Genomic DNA, 21,150 nt, shown 5'->3' with positions numbered 1-21,150 from the left:
GCCTCGTAAAGCTCAATTCTTATCGAGCAATTAGAACTTCGGCAGTTCCGGGCGGTTTGCCAGTGCCTTTTCGATAACTGCCACGACGCGCTGGCGCTGTTCGCCTGCAAGCGGCAGACGAGGGGCGCGGACGCGGTCGTTCGACTGGATGGCGTAGACTTCCGCAAGCTTGATGTTCTGGACGAGGAAGGTCGAGACATCGAGATCGAGGAGGGGACGGAACCAGCGGTAGATGGCGCGCGCTTCGTCAAGGCGACCCGCCTGAACGAGCTTATAGATCGCGACCGTTTCCTTCGGGAAGGCAACGACGAGACCGGCGACCCAGCCATGCGCGCCCATCAGCAGGCTTTCGAGCGCCAGGTTGTCGACGCCGGTGAACACGTCGAAGCGTTCGCCGAATGCGTTGAAGATGTCGGTCACGCGGCGAATATCGTCGGTCGATTCCTTCATGGCGACAACCAGGTCGTCCTTCGCCAATTCTTCGAACATCGGGATCGTGACGTCGACGCCATAGGCGACCGGATTGTTATAGACCATGACTGGCAGTCCGCCCGCCGTGGCAATCGCCTGGACGTGCGCCAGCGTCTCTTCCGGAGCGGATTTGTACGGCACGCCCGGCAGGATCATGAAACCGCTGGCGCCGGTCTTTGCCGCAGCCTTGGCGGCAGCAGCGCCGCGCTTCGTCGAGCTTTCGCAGACCGTCATCAGCACCGGCTTCGAACCTGCGGTCGAGCGCGCGACCTTCAGGATCTCCAGCTTCTCTTCCGGTTCGAGCGTCATGTTTTCGCCGAGCGAGCCGCAGACGATGATGCCGTCGACACCTGCGTCGGCCTGCAGGCCGAAGCAGCGTTCCATTTCGGCAAGATCCAGCTCGCCGTTCTCAGTGAATTTCGTCGTTACTGCAGGAAATACGCCGCGCCACATGTTCGTCTCCTTGGCTCTGATATATCACAACAACTTGCCATCCGATTTACGCCGTGTCAATATCTGATATATCAGAGTGAAATATGGACCACCGAATGCAGAATTCACAGAGCCATCTGGCCTATCTCGCACTTGAACACGCCATTGTGACGCTGGTGTTGAAGCCGGGCGCGCTGGTGACCGAAAAGCAGCTGATCGATATTGCCGGTCATGGCCGCACGCCGGTGCGTGAAGCGATCCAGAAACTCGCTTGGCAGGGGCTTGTCATCGTCAGGCCGCGGGTAGGGCTGCAGGTAGCGGAGATCAAGCCGGACGATCATGCCAATGTCATGCAGGTGCGCAGGGAACTGGAGCCTATTGCTGCGTCGCTGGTCGCGAAGCATGCAACGGACGAGCAACGGGAGGCGCTGATAGATTGTGCCCGCACGATGACCAGTTGCGCCGTCAATGGCGATCTTGCTGCCTTCTTCGCTGCCGACAAGGCATTCGATGAGATTATTGAGGAGGCTTGCCCGAATACTTTCATCACCGCGGCGCTTGGGCCTGTGCAGACACATTCACGCCGTCTCTGGTACTCGACTGCCACGCCGGATCGGATGGACCGCTCGATCGCGCTCCACGTCACCGTCATTCGCGCCATCCAGCAGGGCAAGGTGGAAGAGTCGCGGCAGGCAATGGCGGTCTTGATCGACTATCTCAGCTACAAGCCATAACCACTTCGCCTCAGCGGGGAGAAGTGCCGAGCAAAGTGAGGCGATAAGGGGGATGAGCGTCGATAGGAGCTAACGTCTGAGCGACAAACGAAAATGGCATTTGCCGCATCGCCGCCTCATCCGACCCTTCGGGCCACCTTCTCCCGAGCGAGGAGAAGGGTAACTCAGCCCACGAAGGCGCGTTCGATGACGAACTCGGCAGGCTTGCTGTTGGCGCCTTCTTCAAAGCCTGCCTTTTCGAGCAGTTCCTTGGTGTCCTTCAGCATGGCGGAAGAACCGCAAATCATGCCGCGGTCGATTGCCGGGTCGAGCGGCGGAACGCCAAGATCGGCAAAGAGCTTGCCGGAGGCAATCAGATCGGTGATGCGGCCGCGATAGGCGAAGTCTTCGCGGGTTACGGTCGCATAATGGCGTAGCTTGCTGCCGACGATCTCGTTCAGCAGTTCGTCGTTCCGAATTTCTTCCACCAGGTCGAAGCCGTATTTCAGCTCCGCGACCTCGCGCGTCGTATGGGTGAGGATCACCTCCTCGTACTTCTCATAGGTTTCCGGATCGCGAATCAGGCTTGCGAAGGGCGCAACACCCGTTCCGGTCGAGAACATGTAGAGCCGCTTGCCTGGCGTCAGCGCATCGAGCACCAGCGTGCCGGTCGGCTTCTTGCGCATCAGAACCTGGTCGCCCGGCTTGATGGCCTGGAGATGCGAGGTGAGTGGGCCGTCCGGCACTTTGATCGAGAAGAATTCGAGTTCTTCGGCCCAGGCAGGGCTTGCGATCGAGTAGGCACGGAAAACCGGCTTGCCGTCTACCATAAGGCCGATCATCGCAAATTCGCCGGAACGGAAACGGAAGCCCTGTGGCCGGCTCATCGTGAAGCGGAAGAGCCGGTCCGTATAGTGCGTGACGCGCAGCACCGTTTCGGCATACACATTTGCCGGAACGGCGGAGGAGAAATCTTCGGTCTTTGCTGGAGCGTTCATTCGGTATCGGATCCCGTATTCGTCGCATGATCGGTCTGATGCGAGGCAGATATTACAAATACGCCGAAAATTAAAGGCAATCCATTCTCTGACAGGCAGCAGCCACGAAATATGCATGTCATTCTCATGATTCAATACCCTGCGTATACTTGTCGCTTTTGCGCTGGCGAAGCAGGGCAAAGGATGCATATTAGGCCAAAACGCCGCGAGCAGGTTTAACTGGCGGCAGGCAGCACGGGGAAACATGAAGATTTTCAATTACAAGCGTGTTCCTTATGCAGAGATACGCGCCTTTTCCGTCCATATTTTGACGGCGTCCGGCTCGTTCCTCGCATTTCTTGGTGTGGTCGCTGCCGCCGAGCACCGATTCATCGACATGTTCTGGTGGTTGGGCCTTGCCCTGCTCGTTGACGGCATCGACGGCCCCATTGCCCGCAAGGTGCGGGTGAAGGAGGTTTTGCCCAACTGGTCGGGCGACACGCTCGACAATATCATCGACTACGTGACCTACGTGCTTCTGCCTGCTTTCGCGCTTTATCAGAGCGGCATGATCGGTGAGCCCTGGTCCTTTGCCGCCGCCGGCATGATCGTCGTGTCAAGCGCCATCTATTATGCCGACATGGGCATGAAGACCGATGAGTATTTTTTCTCCGGCTTTCCCGTCGTCTGGAATATGATCGTCTTCACGCTCTTCGTCATCGATGCGAGCGCCGTGACCGCCTTGAGTGTCGTGATCGCCTCGGTGATCCTGACCTTCCTGCCGATTAATTTCTTGCATCCGGTGCGCGTCAAACGTCTGCGGCCGATCAATCTCGGCGTTTTCTTTCTCTGGTCGGCGCTCGGCATGTATTCGCTGCTCATGCATTTCAATATGCCGCAGTGGGCGATCATTCTTTTCGTGATCAGCGGTATCTATCTCTATTGCATCGGTGCCGTGCTGCAGTTCTTCCCGGCGCTGGGGCGTGGCGAGTAGGAGCAAAAGATGACAAAGACGCAGGCGATCGCTTTCAGCCGCAATGGCAGTCCTGAGGTTCTTGACTATGTCGATGTCGATCTGCCGCCGCCATCCGCCGGCGAGGTGCAGATCAGGCACGCCGCGATCGGCCTCAATTTCATCGACGTGTATTTCCGCGATGGAACCTACAAGGTGCCGCATCTGCCCTTCACCCCCGGGAAGGAAGCGGCGGGCACCGTGACGGTTGTCGGACCCGGCGTCACCGATTTCACCGTTGGCGACCGGGTTGCCTATGCCGGCGCCGACGGCGCCTACAGCGTGGAGCGGAACGTCGAAACCAAGCATCTCGTCAAGGTGCCGGACGGGATCAGCCTGGAAACGGCAGCCGCGATGATGCTGAAGGGCATGACCGCCGAATATCTGCTGAACCGGACGTTCAAGGTCGGTCCCGAGACGGCTCTACTTTTCCATGCCGCCGCAGGCGGCGTCGGGTTGATCGCAGGGCAATGGGCCAAGGCGCTGGGCGCAACGGTAATCGGCACCGCGGGCTCGGAAGACAAGGCGAAGCTCGCGCTCGAGCATGGCTACGATCACGTCATCAACTAGCGGACGGAAAACTTTCTCGACCGTGTCCGGGAGATCACCGGCGGCAAGGGCGTGGACGTCGTCTATGACTCGATCGGCCGCGATACCTTCCCGCAATCGCTCGATTGCCTGAAGCCGCGCGGCATGTTCGTCTCCTTCGGCCAATCCTCTGGTCCGATTGAGAATTTCACGATGGCGATGCTGGCGCAGCGGGGCTCGCTTTATGCGACGAGGCCGTCGCTTTTCACTTACATCGCCACGCGCGACGAACTGACCGCCTGTGCAAACGCGCTATTTGATATTGTGCTAAGCAGCAAAGTGCGTATCAATATCAACCAAACATATCCGTTGCGTGAGGTGGGACGGGCTCACGCGGACCTGGAAACAAGAAGAACTACGGGAACTACGCTGCTGATCCCATAAACGATCCGGAACGGACAGGTCGGCAGGGAGAAATGAGGGGAACGTGTCGTCATTGAATGCGCTGCCGTCCGGTGCGTTACTGTCGGTCCAGAAACTGACGAAGCTCTTCGGTAGCTTTGCCGCCTGCAATGAAATCGATCTCGATATCGCTCCGGGCGAAATACACGCGCTTCTCGGAGAAAACGGCGCGGGCAAATCCACGTTGGTGAAGATGCTGTTCGGCGTTTTGGAGCCGACGGCCGGCGATATTTGCTGGGAAGGCAAACCGGTTGCGATCGGCTCGCCGGGAGAAGCCCGCAAGCTCGGCATCGGCATGGTCTTCCAGCACTTTTCGCTCTTCGAAGCGCTGACGGTCGCCGAAAACATCGCGCTTTCCCTCGATGACAAAATTCCGATCGGCCGGATCGCCGAAGAGGCGAGGGCATTGTCGCGCGCCTACGGGCTGCCGCTCGATCCGCACTCCCACGTGGCCGACCTTTCCGTCGGGGAGCGCCAGCGCATCGAAATCGTCCGCGCTTTGCTGCAAAATCCCAAGCTGATCATCCTCGACGAGCCGACCTCGGTGCTGACGCCGCAGGAGGCCGACAAGCTTTTCGAAACGCTGTTCAAGCTGAAGGCGGAGGGTCGCTCCGTCCTCTATATCAGCCATCGCCTGGAGGAAGTGCAGCGCATCTGCGACCGCGCCACCGTGCTTCGCCACGGCAGGGTTACCGGTGCCTGCGATCCGAAGCAGGAGACGCCTGGTTCCCTCGCCAGAATGATGGTCGGCTCCCATGTGCCGGGCGTAACCCATCCCGATCGCGCCAATGTGGGGGACGTTCAGCTTGCGGTGACGAGCCTTTCGGTCGCCCCCCGCACACCCTTCGCCACGCCGCTCAGGGATGTGTCGCTTGCGGTCCGCTCCGGCGAAATCCTGGCGATTGCCGGTGTTGCCGGAAACGGGCAGGGCGAGCTTTTCGATGCCTTGTCCGGCGAATATCCGGTGGCGCAGGCGGAGGCGATCGTTATCCGCAGGAAGCCCGTCGGCTCGCAGGGCATCACCGCCCGCCGCCTGCTTGGCGCAGGCTTCGTCCCGGAAGAGCGCCACGGCCACGCCGCGGTTTCAGCAATGAAACTTTCGGACAATCTGGTGCTCGCGCGCAGCCAGTCGGACCGCAAGGCCTTCCTCGGCGGCGGCTTCCTCAAGGTCATCCGGCGCGGAGCGGTGAAAAGTGCGGCAAGACGCATTTCTGAAAGCATGGACGTCCGCAAGAGCGGCGAGGATCCCGCTGCGGGGGCGCTGTCGGGCGGCAATCTCCAGAAGTTCATCGTCGGCCGGGAGCTCGACCGCCAGCCGGCGGTCCTCGTCGTCAATCAGCCGACCTGGGGCGTCGATGCGGGGGCTGCAAGCCATATTCGCCAGGCGCTCGTCGATCTCGCACGCGCCGGCTCTGCCGTCGTCGTCATCAGTCAGGACCTCGACGAGATATTCGAGGTAGCGACCGACATCGCTGTCATCTCCGAAGGGCGCCTTTCGCCGCCGTTCCCGGCCGGCGAACTGACCCGCGAGCAGATCGGCCTCCTGATGGGTGGTCTGCATGAAAGCAGGCCCGCCGCGGAGGCCGCCGATGCGCATTGAACTCGAAAAGCGGCCGCAGGTCTCGAAACTTTTCGGATTCGTTTCGCCACTCCTGGCACTGGCGCTGACGCTGATTGCAGGCAGCGTCATGTTCGCCCTGCTTGGCAAGGATCCCATGGAGGCGCTGAATGCCTTCTTCGTCGAGCCCTTGCTGGAGGTCTGGTCGCTGCACGAACTGGCGATCAAGGCCGCCCCGCTGATCCTGATCGCTGTCGGCCTCTCGGTCTGCTATCGCTCGAACAACTGGAATATCGGTGCCGAGGGCCAGTTTACAATCGGTGCGATCACAGGCTCCATCCTGCCGATCGTTTTTTACGACTGGCACTCGCCGCTCGTGCTGCCGCTGATGCTCATCATGGGGGCCATCGGCGGAGCGCTCTTTGCCGCCATTCCGGCACTCCTGAAGGCACATTTCAATACCAATGAAATCCTGACCTCGCTGATGCTGGTTTATATCGCCCAGCTCTTCCTCGATTGGCTGGTCCGCGGCGCCTGGCGCGATCCGAAAGGCTTCAATTTCCCGGTTTCGCGTGACTTTGCGCCGGAAGCGATCCTTCCGCCTATCTGGGAAGAGTCGGGACGCGCACACTGGGCATTCATCTTCGCGATTCTGGCTGCGATCCTCGTCTGGTTCATGATGCGCTTTACGCTGAAGGGCTTCGAAATCGTCGTCCTTGGTCAATCGGAGCGGGCAGGGCGCTTTGCCGGCTTCTCCTCGAAGCGGATGATCTGGTTCAGCTTTCTGTTTTCCGGGGCGCTTGCCGGTCTTGCCGGGATTTCCGAAGTCTCGGGTTCGATCGGTCATCTGCAGCCGGCCATATCGCCGGGCTACGGCTTCACGGCGATCATCGTCGCTTTTCTCGGACGCCTCAATCCCCTTGGCATCATCGCCTCCGGCCTGGTGCTGGCGCTCACCTATCTCGGCGGCGAGGCGGCGCAGCTCTCGATCGGCGTCTCCGATAAGGTGACGCGCGTCTTCCAAGGCCTGCTGCTGTTCTTCGTGCTCTCCTGCGACACGCTGATCTTCTACAGGATCAGGATCGTCTGGTCGCGCGTGCAGGCAATCGCCGGAAAGGCGGCGCAATGATTTTCGAAGCCATCCTGCTGACGGTCATCACGGCCGCGACGCCTCTTGTCGTCGCAGCGCTCGGAGAACTGGTGACCGAGCGTGCCGGCGTCTTGAACCTCGGCGTCGAGGGCATGATGATCATGGGCGCCGTCGGTGCCTTCGCGGCTTCCCAGGCTACCGGTTCGCCTTATGTCGGACTGCTGGCCGGCATTGCGACCGGGGCCGTATTCTCGCTTCTCTTCGGCTTCCTGACGCTGACGCTGGTGACTAATCAGGTTGCGACCGGTCTTGCACTGACGATCCTGGGGCTCGGCGCCTCCGGCATGCTCGGCGAGAGCCATGTCGGCGTTCCGGGCATCAAGGTGCCTCAAATCTATATTCCCTACTTTTCGGATATCCCCTTCATCGGACCGGTGCTTTTCCATCAGGACCTGGTCTTCTACCTGTCGATCGCGCTCGTCATCGGCATCAACTGGTTCCTCTTCAAAAGCCGCAGGGGCCTGAAGCTGCGGGCGATCGGTGACAATCACGGTTCGGCGCACGCGCTCGGCATCGATGTCATTCGCGCGCGCTATCTCGCCGTCATGTTCGGCGGGGCCTGCGCCGGGCTTGCCGGCGCGCAACTTTCGCTCGTCTATACGCCGCAATGGGTGGAAAACATGTCGGCGGGGCGCGGCTGGATCGCGCTCGCGCTCGTCGTCTTTGCGTCCTGGCGGCCGTGGCGCGTGCTTGCGGGAGGCTATCTCTTCGGCGCGGTCTCGATCGGGCAGCTCCACGCACAGGCCTTCGGGATCGGTATTCCGTCGCAGTTTCTTTCCATGCTGCCTTACGCCGCAACTATTGTCGTTCTCATCATCATTTCTCATAATCGGCGCACAACGTTGATCAACACGCCGGCATCGCTTGGCAAGGCTTTCGTGCCTGACCGGTGACGCACAACAACAAACGGGTTTCAAACTTGCAACCAACAGGGGCTAAAATGAAGAAACTAGCACTCGCACTTGCGGCAACCGCTGCGCTGGTCATCAGCGTCGGCTCGGCCGCACAAGCCGCAGACAAGACCAAGGTCTGCTTCATCTATGTCGGGACCCGCACCGATGGCGGCTGGACCCAGGCACATGAAAACGGCCGTCTGCAGGTCGAAAAGGAATTCGGCGACAAGGTCGAAACGCCTTATCTCGAAAGCGTTCCGGAAGGTCCGGATGCAGAGCGCGCGATCGAGCGTATGGCTCGTTCCGGCTGCTCGCTGATTTTCACCACCTCGTTCGGCTTCATGGATGCCACCGTCAAGGTTGCCCAGAAGTTCCCGAAAGTGAAATTCGAGCATGCAACCGGCTTCAAGGCTGCGGAAAACGTCGCGACCTACAATTCGCGCTTCTATGAGGGCCGTTACATTCAGGGTCAGATCGCCGCCAAAATGTCTAAGAAGGGCCTGGCCGGCTACATCGCCTCCTTCCCGATTCCGGAAGTGGTGATGGGAATCAACGCGTTCGAACTCGGCGCGAAGTCCGTCAATCCCGACTTCAAGCTGAAGGTCGTATGGGCCAACACCTGGTTCGACCCTGGCAAGGAAGCCGACGCCGCCAAGGCGCTGATCGACCAGGGCGTCGACATCCTGACACAGCACACCGACACCACCGCTCCGATGCAGGTGGCTGCCGAACGCGGCATCATGGCCTTCGGCCAGGCATCGGACATGATCAAGGCCGGTCCGAAGACGCAGCTGACGGCAATCGTCGACACATGGGGCGCATATTACACCAAGCGCACCAAGGCCCTGCTCGATGGCACCTGGAAATCTGAACAGATCTGGGACGGCCTGAAGGACGGCATTCTGACCATGGCGCCCTACACGAACATGCCGGACGATGTGAAGAAGATGGCCGAAGAGACCGAGGCGAAGATCAAGTCCGGCGAGTTGCACCCCTTCACCGGCCCGATCAACAAGCAGGACGGTACGCCTTGGCTGAAGGCTGGCGAGAAGGCTGATGATGGCACGCTGCTCGGCATGAACTTCTACATCCACGGCGTCGATGACAAGCTGCCGCAATAGCGAAACTGCGAAAGGCGCTCCATCCCCGGAGCGCTTTTTTCGCGAGCCGTTTCAAAATAGTAATTTACAAAAGTAATACTATATGATTTTTTCTCTCCTGCGCCGCGAGGAGCGGTATTTGGGAGAGACAATCATGAAATTGAAGAATGCACTTTTGAGTGCCACGATTTTGGCTGCCTGCATGTTCGGTTCCGCGTCGGCGGCTGAACTTGTCGTGGGCTTTTCGCAGATCGGCTCGGAGTCCGGCTGGCGTGCCGCCGAGACGACGGTGACGAAGCAGGAAGCCGAGAAGCGCGGCGTCGATCTGAAATTTTCGGACGCCCAGCAGAAGCAGGAAAACCAGATCAAGGCGATCCGCTCCTTCGTCGCACAGGGCGTCAACGCGATTTTCCTCGCGCCCGTCGTCGAAACCGGCTGGGACGACGTCTTGAAGGAAGCCAAGGAAGCAGAAATCCCGGTCATCCTGCTCGACCGCACCATCAAGGCTCCCGAAGACCTTTATCTGACGGCCGTAACCTCCGATCAGATACATGAAGGCAAGGTCGCGGGCGACTGGCTCGTCAAGAATGCCGGCGACAAGAAGTGCAACATCGTCGAGCTTCAGGGCACCACCGGCTCCTCGCCGGCGATTGCCCGCAAGAAGGGCTTCGAGGAGGCGCTTGCCGGTCACGACAACTTCAAGATCGTCCGCAGCCAGACTGGCGACTTCACCCGTGCCAAGGGCAAGGAAGTCATGGAAAGCTTCCTGAAGGCTGAAAACGGCGGCAAGGACATCTGCGCGCTTTATGCCCACAACGACGACATGGCCGTCGGCGGCATTCAGGCGATCAAGGAAGCGGGCCTGAAGCCCGGCAAGGATATTCTCGTCGTCTCGATCGATGCCGTTCCGGATATCTTCCAGGCGATGGCGGCAGGCGAAGCCAACGCCACGGTCGAGCTTACGCCGAACATGGCCGGTCCGGCATTCGACGTGCTCGAGGCCTACCTGAAGGATAAGAAGGAGCCGCCGAAGTGGATCCAGACGGAATCGAAGCTCTACACGCCGGCTGACGATCCGATGAAGGTCTACGAAGCCAAGAAGGGCCTCGGTTACTAATTGACACTGGAGCCGCACCGGTCCGTCATGGACTGGTGCGGCGCTGCCCGTGCGGGCGCGGACGTCATGTCCTGCAATTGCATGGGTGTGAGGGTCAATATCAGGAAAATACCGAGCCATGAATCACGATATCGAGAACATTCTCGTCGCGTCCGGAATATCAAAATTCTTCCCCGGCGCCGTGGCGCTGGACAAGGTCGACTTCACGCTTCGCAAAGGCGAAGTTCACGCGCTGCTTGGCGAAAACGGAGCCGGCAAATCAACCCTCATCAAATGTCTGACCGGCGCCTATCGCCGCGATGAGGGAAGGCTCGCGCTTGAGGGAAGCGAGATCGATCCCGCCGATACGCTGGCTGCCCAGAAGCTCGGCATCGGAACCGTCTATCAGGAGGTGAACCTCCTGCCGAATCTTAGTGTCGCCGAAAACCTTTTCCTCGGCCGTCAGCCGCGGCGTTTAGGCATGGTCGATATGCGCGCGATGAACCGGATGGCGCGCGAGCTGCTGGCGCAATATGGCCTCGACATCGATGTGACGGCACAGCTCGACCGTTTCTCGGTCGCCGTGCAGCAGGTGATCGCGATTGCCCGCGCCGTCGATCTTTCCGGCAAGGTTCTGATCCTCGACGAGCCGACCGCGAGCCTTGATACGCATGAAGTCGCGATGCTCTTCGGTGTCATCAATGACTTGAAGAGGCGTGGCTTAGGCATTGTCTTCATTACACACTTTCTTGAACAGGTTTACGAAATTAGCGACCGCATCACGGTGCTTCGCAATGGCAGGCTTGTCGGCACCCGGGAAGTGGCCGAACTGCCGCGGCAGGCGCTGATCCCGATGATGCTCGGCCGCGAATTGGCCCAAACCGAGGAAGCCGCAAAGGAGCGGGCGCTCGCCGCCGGCAGCGTCAAGTACCGGTTTGAAGGATTTGGCAAGCGCGGCAAGGTGAAGCCGTTTGATCTCGACATCCGTATCGGCGAAGTTGTCGGCATTGCCGGCCTACTCGGTTCCGGACGCACGGAGACTGCTGAACTTCTCTTCGGCATAGAACATGCCGACAGCGGCAGGGCGGAGATCGATGGCAAGGCAGTGACGCTATCGAGCCCGCGCGCTGCGATCAGGCACGGCTTCGGATTCTGCCCGGAGGACCGCAAGACTGACGGGATTATCGGCGATCTGTCGATCCGCGAGAATATCGCGCTGGCGCTTCAGGCGCGCCGCGGCTGGGCAAGACCGCTGTCGCGCGGCGAACAGAACGCCTTGGCGGATCAGTACATCAAGGCGCTCGACATCCGAACCACGGATCGAGAGAAGCCGATCCGGCTGCTTTCGGGCGGCAATCAGCAAAAGGCGATCCTTGCCCGTTGGCTTGCCACCAATCCTGATTTCCTGATCCTCGACGAGCCAACCCGCGGCATCGATGTCGGCGCCCATGCGGAGATCATCCGGCTGGTCGAGGAGCTTTGCGCAAAGGGCATGTCGCTGATTGTGATTTCATCAGAATTGGAAGAGCTTGTCGCCTATAGTTCACGCGTCATCGTCCTTCGCGACCGCGAGCACATTGCCGAGCTTGCTGGAGACCGCTTGACGGCATCCCACATCATCGACGCGATCGTCGCGGCCGAACAGAAAATGGAGGATGCATGAGTTCCTCGCTGAAGGCGCTTGCCATACGCCTGGCGCCGCAATTGATTGCGCTGGCCGTCATTCTTTTGTTGAATTTCATCATGTTCCCGCAGTTTTTTAATGTCGTCGTGCAGAACGACCGCCTCTACGGCAGTCTGATCGACGTCCTGAACCGCGGGGCTCCCGTTGCCTTGCTCGCCATCGGCATGACGCTGGTGATTGCGACGAAGGGCATCGATCTTTCCGTCGGCGCCGTCATTGCGATCTGCGGCGCGGCCGCCGCATCGTCGACCGTTTCCGGCAATTCGCTCGCCTATACGCTGATCGCGACACTCTCTGTCGGCCTGCTCTGCGGAGTATGGAACGGCTTTCTGGTGGCAATCCTGAATATCCAGCCGATCATCGCAACGCTTGTGCTGATGGTCGCCGGACGCGGTATCGCCCAGCTGATCACCGAAGGCGTAATCATGACCTTCAACGATCCGGGGCTGACCTTCTTCGGCAGCGGCTCCTTCGGCTTTCTGCCGATGCCCGTGGTAATCTGGCTGATTGCCGGTGCGCTGGTGATCCTGCTTGTCAGGCGGACCGCACTCGGCATGCTGATCGAAGCCGTCGGCATCAATCGCCGCGCCAGCACGCTTTCGGGCGTTCGCACGCCTGTCCTCTTGATGGCGGTCTATATGTTGAGCGCGCTATGCGCGGCGATCGCGGGCATCATCGTTGCCGCCGACATCAAGGGTGCGGATGCCAACAATGCCGGTCTGTGGCTGGAGCTCGATGCAATCCTCGCGGTCGTCGTCGGCGGCAATTCGCTGCTCGGCGGACGTTTCAGCATCCTTGGTTCACTAATCGGCGCGATGATCATCCAGGCGGTCAATACCGGCATCCTGCTCTCCGGTTTCCCCCCGGAATTCAACCTCATCATCAAGGCGGTGATCGTCCTGATCATTCTCATCATCCAGTCGCCGGCGCTGCAATCCGCCGCGGTTTTCTTCAGCCGCAAGCCGGAAGTCAGAGCGGAGCTGTCGAAATGAACTCGAAATACCTGCCGCTTCTGGCAACCATCGTCATCTTCGTCCTTTCCTATGCGGCCTGCGCGCTGCAGTACCCGAACATGCTCTCGACCCGCGTCGCCGGCAATCTACTCACCGACAATGCGTTCCTCGGCATTGCCGCGGTCGGCATGACCTTCGTCATCATCTCGGGCGGCATCGATCTTTCGATCGGCTCGGTCATCGCCTTCACCGGCGTGTTCCTTGCCGTCGTGCTGCGGGACACTTCGATCCATCCGCTGGCGGCCTTCGCGCTGGTTCTGGCCATCACCACTGCCTTCGGCGGACTGATGGGTGCGGTGATCCACTATCTGAAGATGCCGGCCTTCATCGTGACGCTCGCCGGCATGTTCCTGGCGCGCGGCATGTCCTATGTGCTTTCGATCGACAGCATTCCCATCAACCACGACTACTATTCAATGCTGACTAGCATCTATTACCGTATGCCGGGCGGCGGGCGCCTGACTTTGGTCGGCGGCGTCATGCTGTTGGTTTTCATCGCAGGCATTTTCGTCGCCCATCGCACCCGTTTCGGAGCCAATGTCTACGCACTCGGCGGCGGCGTCCAGACGGCGGAATTGATGGGAGTGCCGGTCGGCCCGACGACCATCCGGATCTATGCGCTCTCCGGCTTTTTGGCGGGCCTATCCGGAATCGTTTTTTCGCTCTATACGTCTGCCGGATATTCCCTGGCTGCGGTTGGCGTCGAGCTTGACGCCATCGCGGCGGTGGTCATTGGGGGAACTCTTCTGACCGGGGGAGCAGGATTCGTGGCGGGAACCTTCATCGGTCTCCTGATACAGGGGCTCATTCAGACATACATCACCTTCGATGGGACGCTCTCGAGCTGGTGGACGAAAATCCTGATCGGCCTTTTGCTCTTTGCGTTTATCCTGATGCAAAAGGCCATCCTGTTCTTGTCCAGTTTGAACAAGAGGTACGCCTGACGGAGGACTTATTGCGCAACCGATTGCTTGAGACACGAAGGACCGGCCGCAAGGCCCGCACGAGCCACGCGCAGGTCGTGGACGAGCTCGGCAAGGCCATTGTCGCCGGAACCTATCCGGTCGGCTCGATTTTGCCCGGCGACGTCGAGCTTGCGCAACGCTTCAAGGTCTCCCGCACCGTCCTTCGGGAAACGATGAAGACGCTTGCGGCCAAAGGCATGGTCGTTGCCAAGGCGCGCGTCGGCACGCGTGTAACGGAGAAGAACCTCTGGAACATGTTCGACAGCGAGATCATCTCCTGGCATTTCGACCATGGCGTCACCGAGGAATTCCTGCTGCAACTCTATGACATCCGACTTGCCGTGGAGCCTTTCGCCGCGGGCCTTGTGGCAGAACGGGCAAACGCCGATAACATCGCGACGCTGCGCGCATTGGCGCTCGATATGGCCGAGCCCGGCCATACGACGGAAAGCCTGGCGCTCGCCGACCTTAAATTCCATCTTGCCATTGCTGATGCATCTCACAACCCGTTCATGCGCACGCTTGGAAGTCTGATCGAGGCCGCGCTCGTCGGCATGTTCCGGCTGAGCACGCCGCAGTCGCAGAACGGCTTCTCCACCATCGCAGAGACGCATATGCGCATTGTCGACGCGATCGTTGCTGGAGACGTTGTCGGCGCCCGCAAGGCAATGGAAGACGTCATCATCGAAGGGCGGGAGCATATCCGAGAGGCCTATGCGGCGCTCGCCAAGGTTCCGGTCTGATTCAATTTCATCTTTGTCGCCCGTTCGCCTTGCTGCTATGAGGCAGAGCTGAACAACGGATTCCCGGAGCCTGCCTATGGAACGCACCTGCCTTGCCGTCATTCTTGCCGCCGGCGACAGCACCCGAATGAAGTCCTCGAAATCGAAGGTGCTGCATCCGGTCGCCAACCGGCCGATGATCGCCCATGTCGTGGATGCCGTGGCAAAGGCCGGTATTTCGTCAGTCGCCGTCGTCGTCGGGCGCGATGCCGATGAGGTCGCGAAGGCGGCCAGGATCGGCGGAGTCGAGGTCGAGGCGCATCTGCAGGAGGAGCGCCTCGGAACAGGACATGCCGTCCTTGCAGCACGCGAAGCGATCGCTCGAGGCTACGACGATGTCCTGGTGACCTATGGCGACGTGCCGTTGCAGACCGAGGGACCGCTGAAGGCCGCGCGCCAGGGACTGGCGGATGGCTGCGACATCGTCGTCTTAGGCTTCCATACGGACAAGCCAACAGGCTACGGCCGCCTGCTCGTCAAGGACGGCGAGTTGATCGCGATCCGCGAGGAGAAGGACGCGACTGACGCCGAGCGTGCCGTCAAATGGTGCAACAGCGGCCTGATGGCGATCAACGGCCGCAAGGCGCTCGATCTTCTTGCGCGCATCGAAAACAGCAACGCCAAAGGCGAATACTACCTAACGGATCTCGTCGAGATTGCCCGCTCGCTCGGTGGCCGGGTGACGGCCGTCGATGCCCCGGAAGTGGAAATGACGGGCTGCAACAACAGGGCAGAACTCGCGACGATCGAGCATTTCTGGCAGGAACGCCGCCGTCACGAACTGATGATTTCCGGCGTGACGATGATCGCGCCGGAAACAGTTTTCCTATCCCACGATACCGTCATCGGCCAGGATGTGCTGATCGAGCCGAATGTGGTCTTCGGTCCGGGCTCGGTCGTCGATGGCGGCGTGGTGATCCATGCTTTTTCCCACATCGAAGGCGCGCATGTGAGTGCCGGTGCGGCGGTCGGTCCCTTTGCACGCCTGCGGCCGGGCGCTGATCTCGGGGAGGGATCGAAGGTCGGCAATTTCTGCGAGGTGAAGAACGGGCAGATCGGCAAGGGCGCCAAGGTCAACCACCTGACCTATATCGGCGATGCGGTCATCGGCGCCGGAGCCAATATCGGTGCGGGTACGATCACCTGCAATTATGACGGCGTGAACAAGCACGAGACCCGCATCGGCGCCAACGCCTTCATCGGCTCCAACAGTGCGCTGGTTGCTCCGGTCAGTATTGGCGACGGCGCCTATATTGCATCGGGCAGCGTCATCACCCACAATGTCCCTGCCGAGGCGCTCGCTTTCGGCCGGGCGCGCCAGGAAGTCAAACCCGAACGCGGCAAGGCGATCCGCGAACGGGCACTGGCGATCAAGGCCGCGAAGCAAACCAAGGCTGAGTAACGGCCGGAAATCGAAAGTGACTGGCTGACTTATTGAGAAATAACAGAAAATCGCTAGGACTGGCCTCGTTATTTTCAAAGCGTTGGGGACATTTGCATGTGCGGCATTGTGGGGATCGTCGGCGGCCAGCCGGTTGCGGAACGTCTGGTCGATGCGCTGAAGCGGCTCGAATATCGAGGTTACGATTCGGCGGGAGTCGCCACCATCCACGAAGGCGTGATGAACCGCCGCCGCGCCGAGGGCAAACTCTTCAATCTCGAGAAGCGCCTCGACGCCGAGCCGCTGCCCGGTACGACCGGCATCGCTCATACGCGCTGGGCAACCCACGGCGTTCCGAACGAGACCAATGCGCACCCGCATTTCGTCGAGGGCGTGGCGGTCGTCCACAACGGCATTATCGAAAACTTCTCGGAACTGCGTGACGAGCTCAACGCCGATGGTGCCGTCTTCGAAAGCCAGACCGACACCGAAGTCGTCGCCCACCTGATGGCGAAATACCTGCGCGAAGGGTTTGAGCCCCGCGCTGCTATGCTGAGGATGCTGAACCGCGTGACAGGCGCCTATGCGCTCGTCGTCATGCTGCAGAGCGATCCGGGCACGCTCCTGGCGGCACGCTCCGGCCCGCCGCTTGCCGTTGGTTTCGGCAACGGCGAGACGTTTCTTGGTTCCGATGCGATCGCTCTTTCGCCCTTCACCAACGAAATCACCTATCTCGTCGACGGCGACTGTGCGGTCATTACCCGCGAAGGCGCTACGATCGTCGACTTCTCCGGCAACCCGGTAAACCGACCGCGGCAGATTTCGCAGGCGACCGCCTATGTCGTCGACAAGGGCAACCATCGTCACTTCATGGAGAAGGAAATCTACGAGCAGCCGGAGGTAATCTCCCACGCGCTCAGCCATTATATGAATTTTGCCGAGAACACGATCGGCGCCAATGCGCCTGAGATTGACTTCAGGGCGGTCAGCAGCCTTGCGGTCTCGGCTTGCGGCACGGCCTATCTCGCCGGACTGATCGGCAAATACTGGTTCGAGCGCTATGCTCGGCTGCCGGTCGAGATCGACGTCGCCTCGGAATTCCGCTATCGCGAGATGCCGCTGCAGCCGTCGCAGGCGGCGCTCTTCATCTCACAGTCCGGCGAGACCGCTGATACACTCGCCTCGCTCCGCTATTGCAAGGAGAACGGTCTGAAGATTGGTGCGGTGGTCAACGTGCAGGAATCGACCATTGCGCGCGAATCCGATGCCGTGTTCCCGATCATGGCGGGCCCCGAAATCGGCGTGGCTTCAACGAAGGCCTTCACCTGCCAGCTGGCGGTCCTTGCCTCACTGGCAATCGGTGCCGGCAAGGCGCGCGGCACCGTCAGCGCCGACGAGGAAAAGGCGCTCGTCCGGCAACTTGCTGAAATGCCGCGCATCATGAGCCGCGTGCTGAATCTCGTGCAGCCGCAGATGGAAAGCCTGTCGCGCGAACTCTCCAAGTGCCGCGACGTGCTATATCTCGGTCGCGGCACCAGCTTCCCGCTGGCGATGGAAGGCGCACTGAAGCTCAAGGAGATTTCCTATATCCATGCGGAAGGCTATGCGGCCGGTGAACTGAAGCACGGGCCGATCGCGCTGATCGACGAGAATATGCCGGTCATTGTGATCGCGCCCTACGACCGGTTCTTCGAAAAGACAGTTTCGAACATGCAGGAAGTCGCAGCCCGTGGCGGCCGGATCATCTTCATCACCGACGAAGCAGGTGCTGCTGCCTCCAAGCTGCCGACGATGGCGACTATCGCGCTTCCGAACGTCCCTGAGATCATTGCGCCGATGATCTTTTCGCTCCCGATCCAGCTGCTTGCCTACCATACCGCGGTCTTCATGGGCACGGATGTAGACCAGCCGCGTAATCTCGCGAAATCGGTCACGGTGGAGTGAATCAGAAAGCCGCCGGAAGGCTTGTGGAAGGGGCCGAATTCTGGCAGCTTCGTTCCGGGTGCGGGGGAGCCCTGATCACGACAGCCGGTAGATTCAAGGGAGTTCATCGCGAGCGATGACGCACAAACTGCCCCGATTGCCGATAGCGACCCGCATGAGAAACAACTTCCTTGCGGGCCTTATCATCTGTGCCCCGATTGCGATCACGCTGTGGCTGACCTGGTCCGTCGTCCGGTGGGCCGACAGCTGGGTGAAGCCCTATATTCCGGCGCGCTACGATCCTGACAGCTACCTGAATTTCGCCGTACCCGGCTCCGGCCTGGTGATCGCGATGATCTTCATCACCATCATCGGTTTTCTCGGCAAGAACCTCATCGGCCAGACCATCGTGCAGTTCGGTGAGTCAGTCGTGCGCCGCGTACCGCTAGTGCGCAGCATCTACAAGAGCGTGAAGCAGATATTCGAGACGGTGTTGAAGGAGCAAAGCAACTCTTTCAAGAAGGTCGGCCTCATCGAATATCCGAGTCCCGGCCTCTGGGCGCTGGTGTTCATCGCGACCGATGCAAAGGGCGAGATCGCTTCGAAGTTCAACGCCATGGGCCAGGATATGGTAAGCGTGTTCCTGCCGCCGACGCCAATACCGACCGCGGGCTTTCTGATATTCGTGCCGCGCGAAAAGATCGTCGTGCTCGACATGAGTGCGGAAGACGGCGCCAAGCTGCTGGTTTCCGGCGGCCTCGTGGCGCCAGACTTTCCGGCCAAGCCGTCCAATGAACCGGTTCCGGGAAAGCCGAGACTGCTAGCCCGCGCGAAGAAAGCGGATCGCTTCGTCGCGCCTGAATAGATAGAGCAGGGTGCGGACTGCCGTACCGCGTTCGCTCGTCAGTTCCGGGTCGCGCTCGATCAGGTAGACAGCATCTCTGCGGGCGATCTCCAGAAGGTCGGCATGGGCTTCCAGGCTCGCGATCCGGAAGCCGGGTGTGCCGGATTGGCGGGTGCCGAGCAATTCGCCTTCGCCGCGCAGCTTCAAATCCTCCTCGGCAATCCTGAAACCGTCCTCCGTTTCCCGCAAGATCGAAAGCCGCGCATGGCCGGTTTCGCCGAGCGGGCCTTTGTACAGCAGGATGCAGGTCGAGGCTTCGTCGCCGCGGCCGACGCGGCCGCGAAGCTGATGGAGCTGCGAGAGGCCGAAGCGTTCTGCATGCTCGATCACCATGATCGTCGCGTCCGGCACGTCGACGCCGACTTCGACGACGGTGGTCGCCACCAGCAGTCTGAGTTCACCGTTCTTGAACGCCAGCATCACGGCATCTTTCTCCGGCCCGCTCATGCGGCCATGGATGAGGCCGATGCCTGGACCGAGGGCGGAGACCAATGTCGCGTGCCGCTCTTCTGCAGACATAAGGTCGAGTTCTTCGGATTCTTCGACCAGCGGGCAAATCCAATAGGCTTTCTTGCCCTCGGCAAGCGCGCTCTTTAGCCGATCGACGATCTCGCTGGTGCGTTCACTGGGGATGGTGATCGTCTGGATCGGTTTGCGTCCGGCGGGTTTTTCGGTGAGCTTTGAGACATCCATGTCGCCGAAGGCGGCAAGCACCAGCGTGCGTGGAATGGGGGTCGCGGTCATCACCAGCATATGCGGCGAGATGCCCTTCGCGGTCAGCCGCAGACGCTGGTGCACGCCAAAGCGATGCTGCTCATCGACGACCGCCAGCATCAGGTTCTTGTAGTTGACGCTCTCCTGGAAGAGCGCATGCGTGCCGATGATGATCTGAGCCTCGCCTGAGGCGATGCGCTCCAGGATATCGTCGCGCTCGCGTCCCTTGGTGCGGCCGGTCAGCACCGTGATACCAAGACCGGCAGAAGCGGCGAATTTGGAGATCGTCGCGTAGTGCTGTCGCGCAAGGATTTCGGTGGGAGCCATCAGAACGGCCTGTCCGCCGCTCTCGATTACCGCTGCCATGGCCATTAACGCCACCAGCGTCTTGCCGGATCCGACGTCGCCCTGGAGCAGCCGCAGCATGCGTTCTTCGCCAGCCATGTCCTTCAGGACGTCGGCAATCGCCACGGTTTGGCTGCGCGTGGGCAAAAAGGGCAGTGCCTGCAGGATCTTGCCGCTGATTTTGCCGGTGGCATGGACCGGATGCCCGGCGACCTTGCGAAGCCGCTGGCGCACCAGCGCGAGCGATAGCTGACCGGCAAGGAATTCGTCATAGGCGAGCCTGCGCCGGGCAGGGGCCTGCGGATCGACGTCCGCCGAATCACGCGGTTCGTGCAGCATATGGAAGCTGTCGGAAATCGATGGCAATCCCTGTGCCTGCGCCAGCGAAAGATCGATCCATTCCGGCAGCTCCGGCATGCGAAGTACCGCGGCCTCGATGATCTTGCGTAGCGTCTTCGGCGAGAGCCCGGCCGTCAGTGGATAGACCGGCTCGACGAGCGGCAGGTTCTCCGTATCGCCGGCCTTTACGATGTAGTCCGGGTGCACCATCGTCGCCCGGCCATTGAACCAGTCGATCTTGCCGCTGACGACAACCTCTTCGTCGATCGGAAGCTGCTTGTCCAGCCACGCCGCCTGCCCGCGGAAGAAGACGAGGTTGAGTTCGCCTGTCTCGTCGTGCAGGAAGACGCGGTAGGGGATATTGCTCTTGCCTCGCGGTGGCGGCTGATGCCGGTCGACCCGCGCCGTGATCGTCACGATCGCTCCTTGCGGCGCGCGCGCAACTCCCGGCTGGTTGCGCCGGTCGATCAGCGAATGCGGCGCATGGAAAAGCAGGTCAATGATCCGCGTATCTTCAGGGTTCTCGCGTCCTAGCAGCTTCACCAGCAGCTCGGCAATCTTCGGCCCGACGCCCGGAAGAGCCGAAACGGGAGAAAACAGCGGATCGAGAATGGTCGGGCGCATGCTGCAAGATGCGATGAACAATAGGGCATTGGCAAGGCTGACAAGCCGCTTTCGAGGGGCTATAGAGGCGCATCAACAGGAAGG

General features: G+C 60.5%; 17 protein-coding genes and 1 pseudogene. 15 read left to right on the top strand and 3 right to left on the bottom strand.

Annotation, left to right across the window (positions count from 1 at the left end; genetic code table 11):
- Positions 1 to 30 precede the first annotated feature (30 nt).
- Positions 31 to 924 (bottom strand): dihydrodipicolinate synthase family protein, encoded by an 894-nt coding sequence (locus tag N2599_RS08875; protein WP_027509459.1) that lies wholly within the window; start codon positions 922 to 924, stop codon positions 31 to 33.
- 95 nt (positions 925 to 1,019) lie between these two features.
- Between N2599_RS08875 and N2599_RS08870 the strand changes: the two genes are divergently transcribed.
- Positions 1,020 to 1,637, top strand: a complete 618-nt coding sequence (locus N2599_RS08870) for a GntR family transcriptional regulator (protein ID WP_027509460.1) — start codon at positions 1,020 to 1,022, stop codon at positions 1,635 to 1,637.
- Between the two features lie 164 nt (positions 1,638 to 1,801).
- Here the strand turns inward: N2599_RS08870 and N2599_RS08865 are convergent, their stop codons facing one another.
- Positions 1,802 to 2,614 carry a ferredoxin--NADP reductase gene (locus N2599_RS08865; protein WP_027509461.1) on the bottom strand — a complete coding sequence of 271 codons (813 nt, stop codon included), beginning with the start codon at positions 2,612 to 2,614 and terminating at the stop codon, positions 1,802 to 1,804.
- 244 nt (positions 2,615 to 2,858) lie between these two features.
- Here N2599_RS08865 and pcsA point away from each other — a divergent pair, with 244 nt between their 5' ends.
- From pcsA to N2599_RS08795, 14 genes and pseudogenes are all read left to right on the top strand, one after another.
- The gene (gene pcsA / locus N2599_RS08860) at positions 2,859 to 3,587 is read left to right on the top strand and encodes a phosphatidylcholine synthase (protein ID WP_027509462.1); all 729 of its coding nucleotides are present in this window, start codon (positions 2,859 to 2,861) and stop codon (positions 3,585 to 3,587) included.
- Positions 3,588 to 3,596: 9 nt separating this feature from the next.
- Positions 3,597 to 4,577 (top strand): annotated as a pseudogene (locus tag N2599_RS08855) (quinone oxidoreductase family protein).
- Between the two features lie 52 nt (positions 4,578 to 4,629).
- Positions 4,630 to 6,195 (top strand): ABC transporter ATP-binding protein, encoded by a 1,566-nt coding sequence (locus N2599_RS08850; RefSeq protein ID WP_027509463.1) that lies wholly within the window; start codon positions 4,630 to 4,632, stop codon positions 6,193 to 6,195.
- Positions 6,185 to 7,282: an ABC transporter permease gene (locus N2599_RS08845; RefSeq protein ID WP_027509464.1), complete on the top strand. Its 1,098-nt coding sequence runs from the start codon at positions 6,185 to 6,187 to the stop codon at positions 7,280 to 7,282. The genes N2599_RS08850 and N2599_RS08845 overlap by 11 nt, the downstream gene beginning before the upstream one ends.
- Positions 7,279 to 8,196 carry an ABC transporter permease gene (locus N2599_RS08840; protein WP_027509465.1) on the top strand — a complete coding sequence of 306 codons (918 nt, stop codon included), beginning with the start codon at positions 7,279 to 7,281 and terminating at the stop codon, positions 8,194 to 8,196. Before N2599_RS08845 ends, N2599_RS08840 begins: the two co-directional genes overlap by 4 nt.
- A 47-nt stretch (positions 8,197 to 8,243) precedes the next feature.
- Positions 8,244 to 9,317, top strand: a complete 1,074-nt coding sequence (locus N2599_RS08835; RefSeq protein WP_027509466.1) for a BMP family ABC transporter substrate-binding protein — start codon at positions 8,244 to 8,246, stop codon at positions 9,315 to 9,317.
- Between the two features lie 133 nt (positions 9,318 to 9,450).
- Complete coding sequence (ytfQ, locus tag N2599_RS08830; RefSeq protein WP_027509467.1) at positions 9,451 to 10,413, top strand: galactofuranose ABC transporter, galactofuranose-binding protein YtfQ; 963 nt, start codon at positions 9,451 to 9,453, stop codon at positions 10,411 to 10,413.
- A gap of 118 nt (positions 10,414 to 10,531) precedes the next feature.
- Positions 10,532 to 12,055, top strand: a complete 1,524-nt coding sequence (gene ytfR, locus N2599_RS08825) for a galactofuranose ABC transporter, ATP-binding protein YtfR (protein WP_027509468.1) — start codon at positions 10,532 to 10,534, stop codon at positions 12,053 to 12,055.
- A complete protein-coding gene (locus N2599_RS08820) occupies positions 12,052 to 13,068 on the top strand; it encodes an ABC transporter permease (protein ID WP_027509469.1) in 1,017 nt (338 codons plus the stop codon). The genes ytfR and N2599_RS08820 overlap by 4 nt, the downstream gene beginning before the upstream one ends.
- Positions 13,065 to 14,033, top strand: a complete 969-nt coding sequence (yjfF, locus tag N2599_RS08815; RefSeq protein ID WP_027509470.1) for a galactofuranose ABC transporter, permease protein YjfF — start codon at positions 13,065 to 13,067, stop codon at positions 14,031 to 14,033. The genes N2599_RS08820 and yjfF overlap by 4 nt, the downstream gene beginning before the upstream one ends.
- Positions 14,034 to 14,044: 11 nt before the next feature.
- Positions 14,045 to 14,797 (top strand): FadR/GntR family transcriptional regulator, encoded by a 753-nt coding sequence (locus N2599_RS08810; RefSeq protein ID WP_027509471.1) that lies wholly within the window; start codon positions 14,045 to 14,047, stop codon positions 14,795 to 14,797.
- Between the two features lie 76 nt (positions 14,798 to 14,873).
- On the top strand, positions 14,874 to 16,238 hold the full coding sequence (glmU, locus tag N2599_RS08805) for a bifunctional UDP-N-acetylglucosamine diphosphorylase/glucosamine-1-phosphate N-acetyltransferase GlmU (protein ID WP_027509472.1): 1,365 nt from the start codon (positions 14,874 to 14,876) through the stop codon (positions 16,236 to 16,238).
- Between the two features lie 96 nt (positions 16,239 to 16,334).
- On the top strand, positions 16,335 to 18,161 hold the full coding sequence (gene glmS, locus N2599_RS08800; protein WP_027509473.1) for a glutamine--fructose-6-phosphate transaminase (isomerizing): 1,827 nt from the start codon (positions 16,335 to 16,337) through the stop codon (positions 18,159 to 18,161).
- A 115-nt stretch (positions 18,162 to 18,276) separates the two neighbouring features.
- Positions 18,277 to 19,005 (top strand): DUF502 domain-containing protein, encoded by a 729-nt coding sequence (locus N2599_RS08795; protein WP_027509474.1) that lies wholly within the window; start codon positions 18,277 to 18,279, stop codon positions 19,003 to 19,005.
- Here N2599_RS08795 and recG read toward each other — a convergent pair.
- Positions 18,961 to 21,066 (bottom strand): ATP-dependent DNA helicase RecG, encoded by a 2,106-nt coding sequence (gene recG, locus N2599_RS08790; RefSeq protein WP_027509475.1) that lies wholly within the window; start codon positions 21,064 to 21,066, stop codon positions 18,961 to 18,963. The two genes, N2599_RS08795 and recG, sit on opposite strands and share 45 nt — an antisense overlap.
- Positions 21,067 to 21,150: the final 84 nt, after the last annotated feature.

It is taken from the genome of Rhizobium sullae (assembly GCF_025200715.1).
Lineage (GTDB): Bacteria > Pseudomonadota > Alphaproteobacteria > Rhizobiales > Rhizobiaceae > Rhizobium > Rhizobium sullae.
This window is presented reverse-complemented; position numbering and strand designations above follow the sequence as displayed.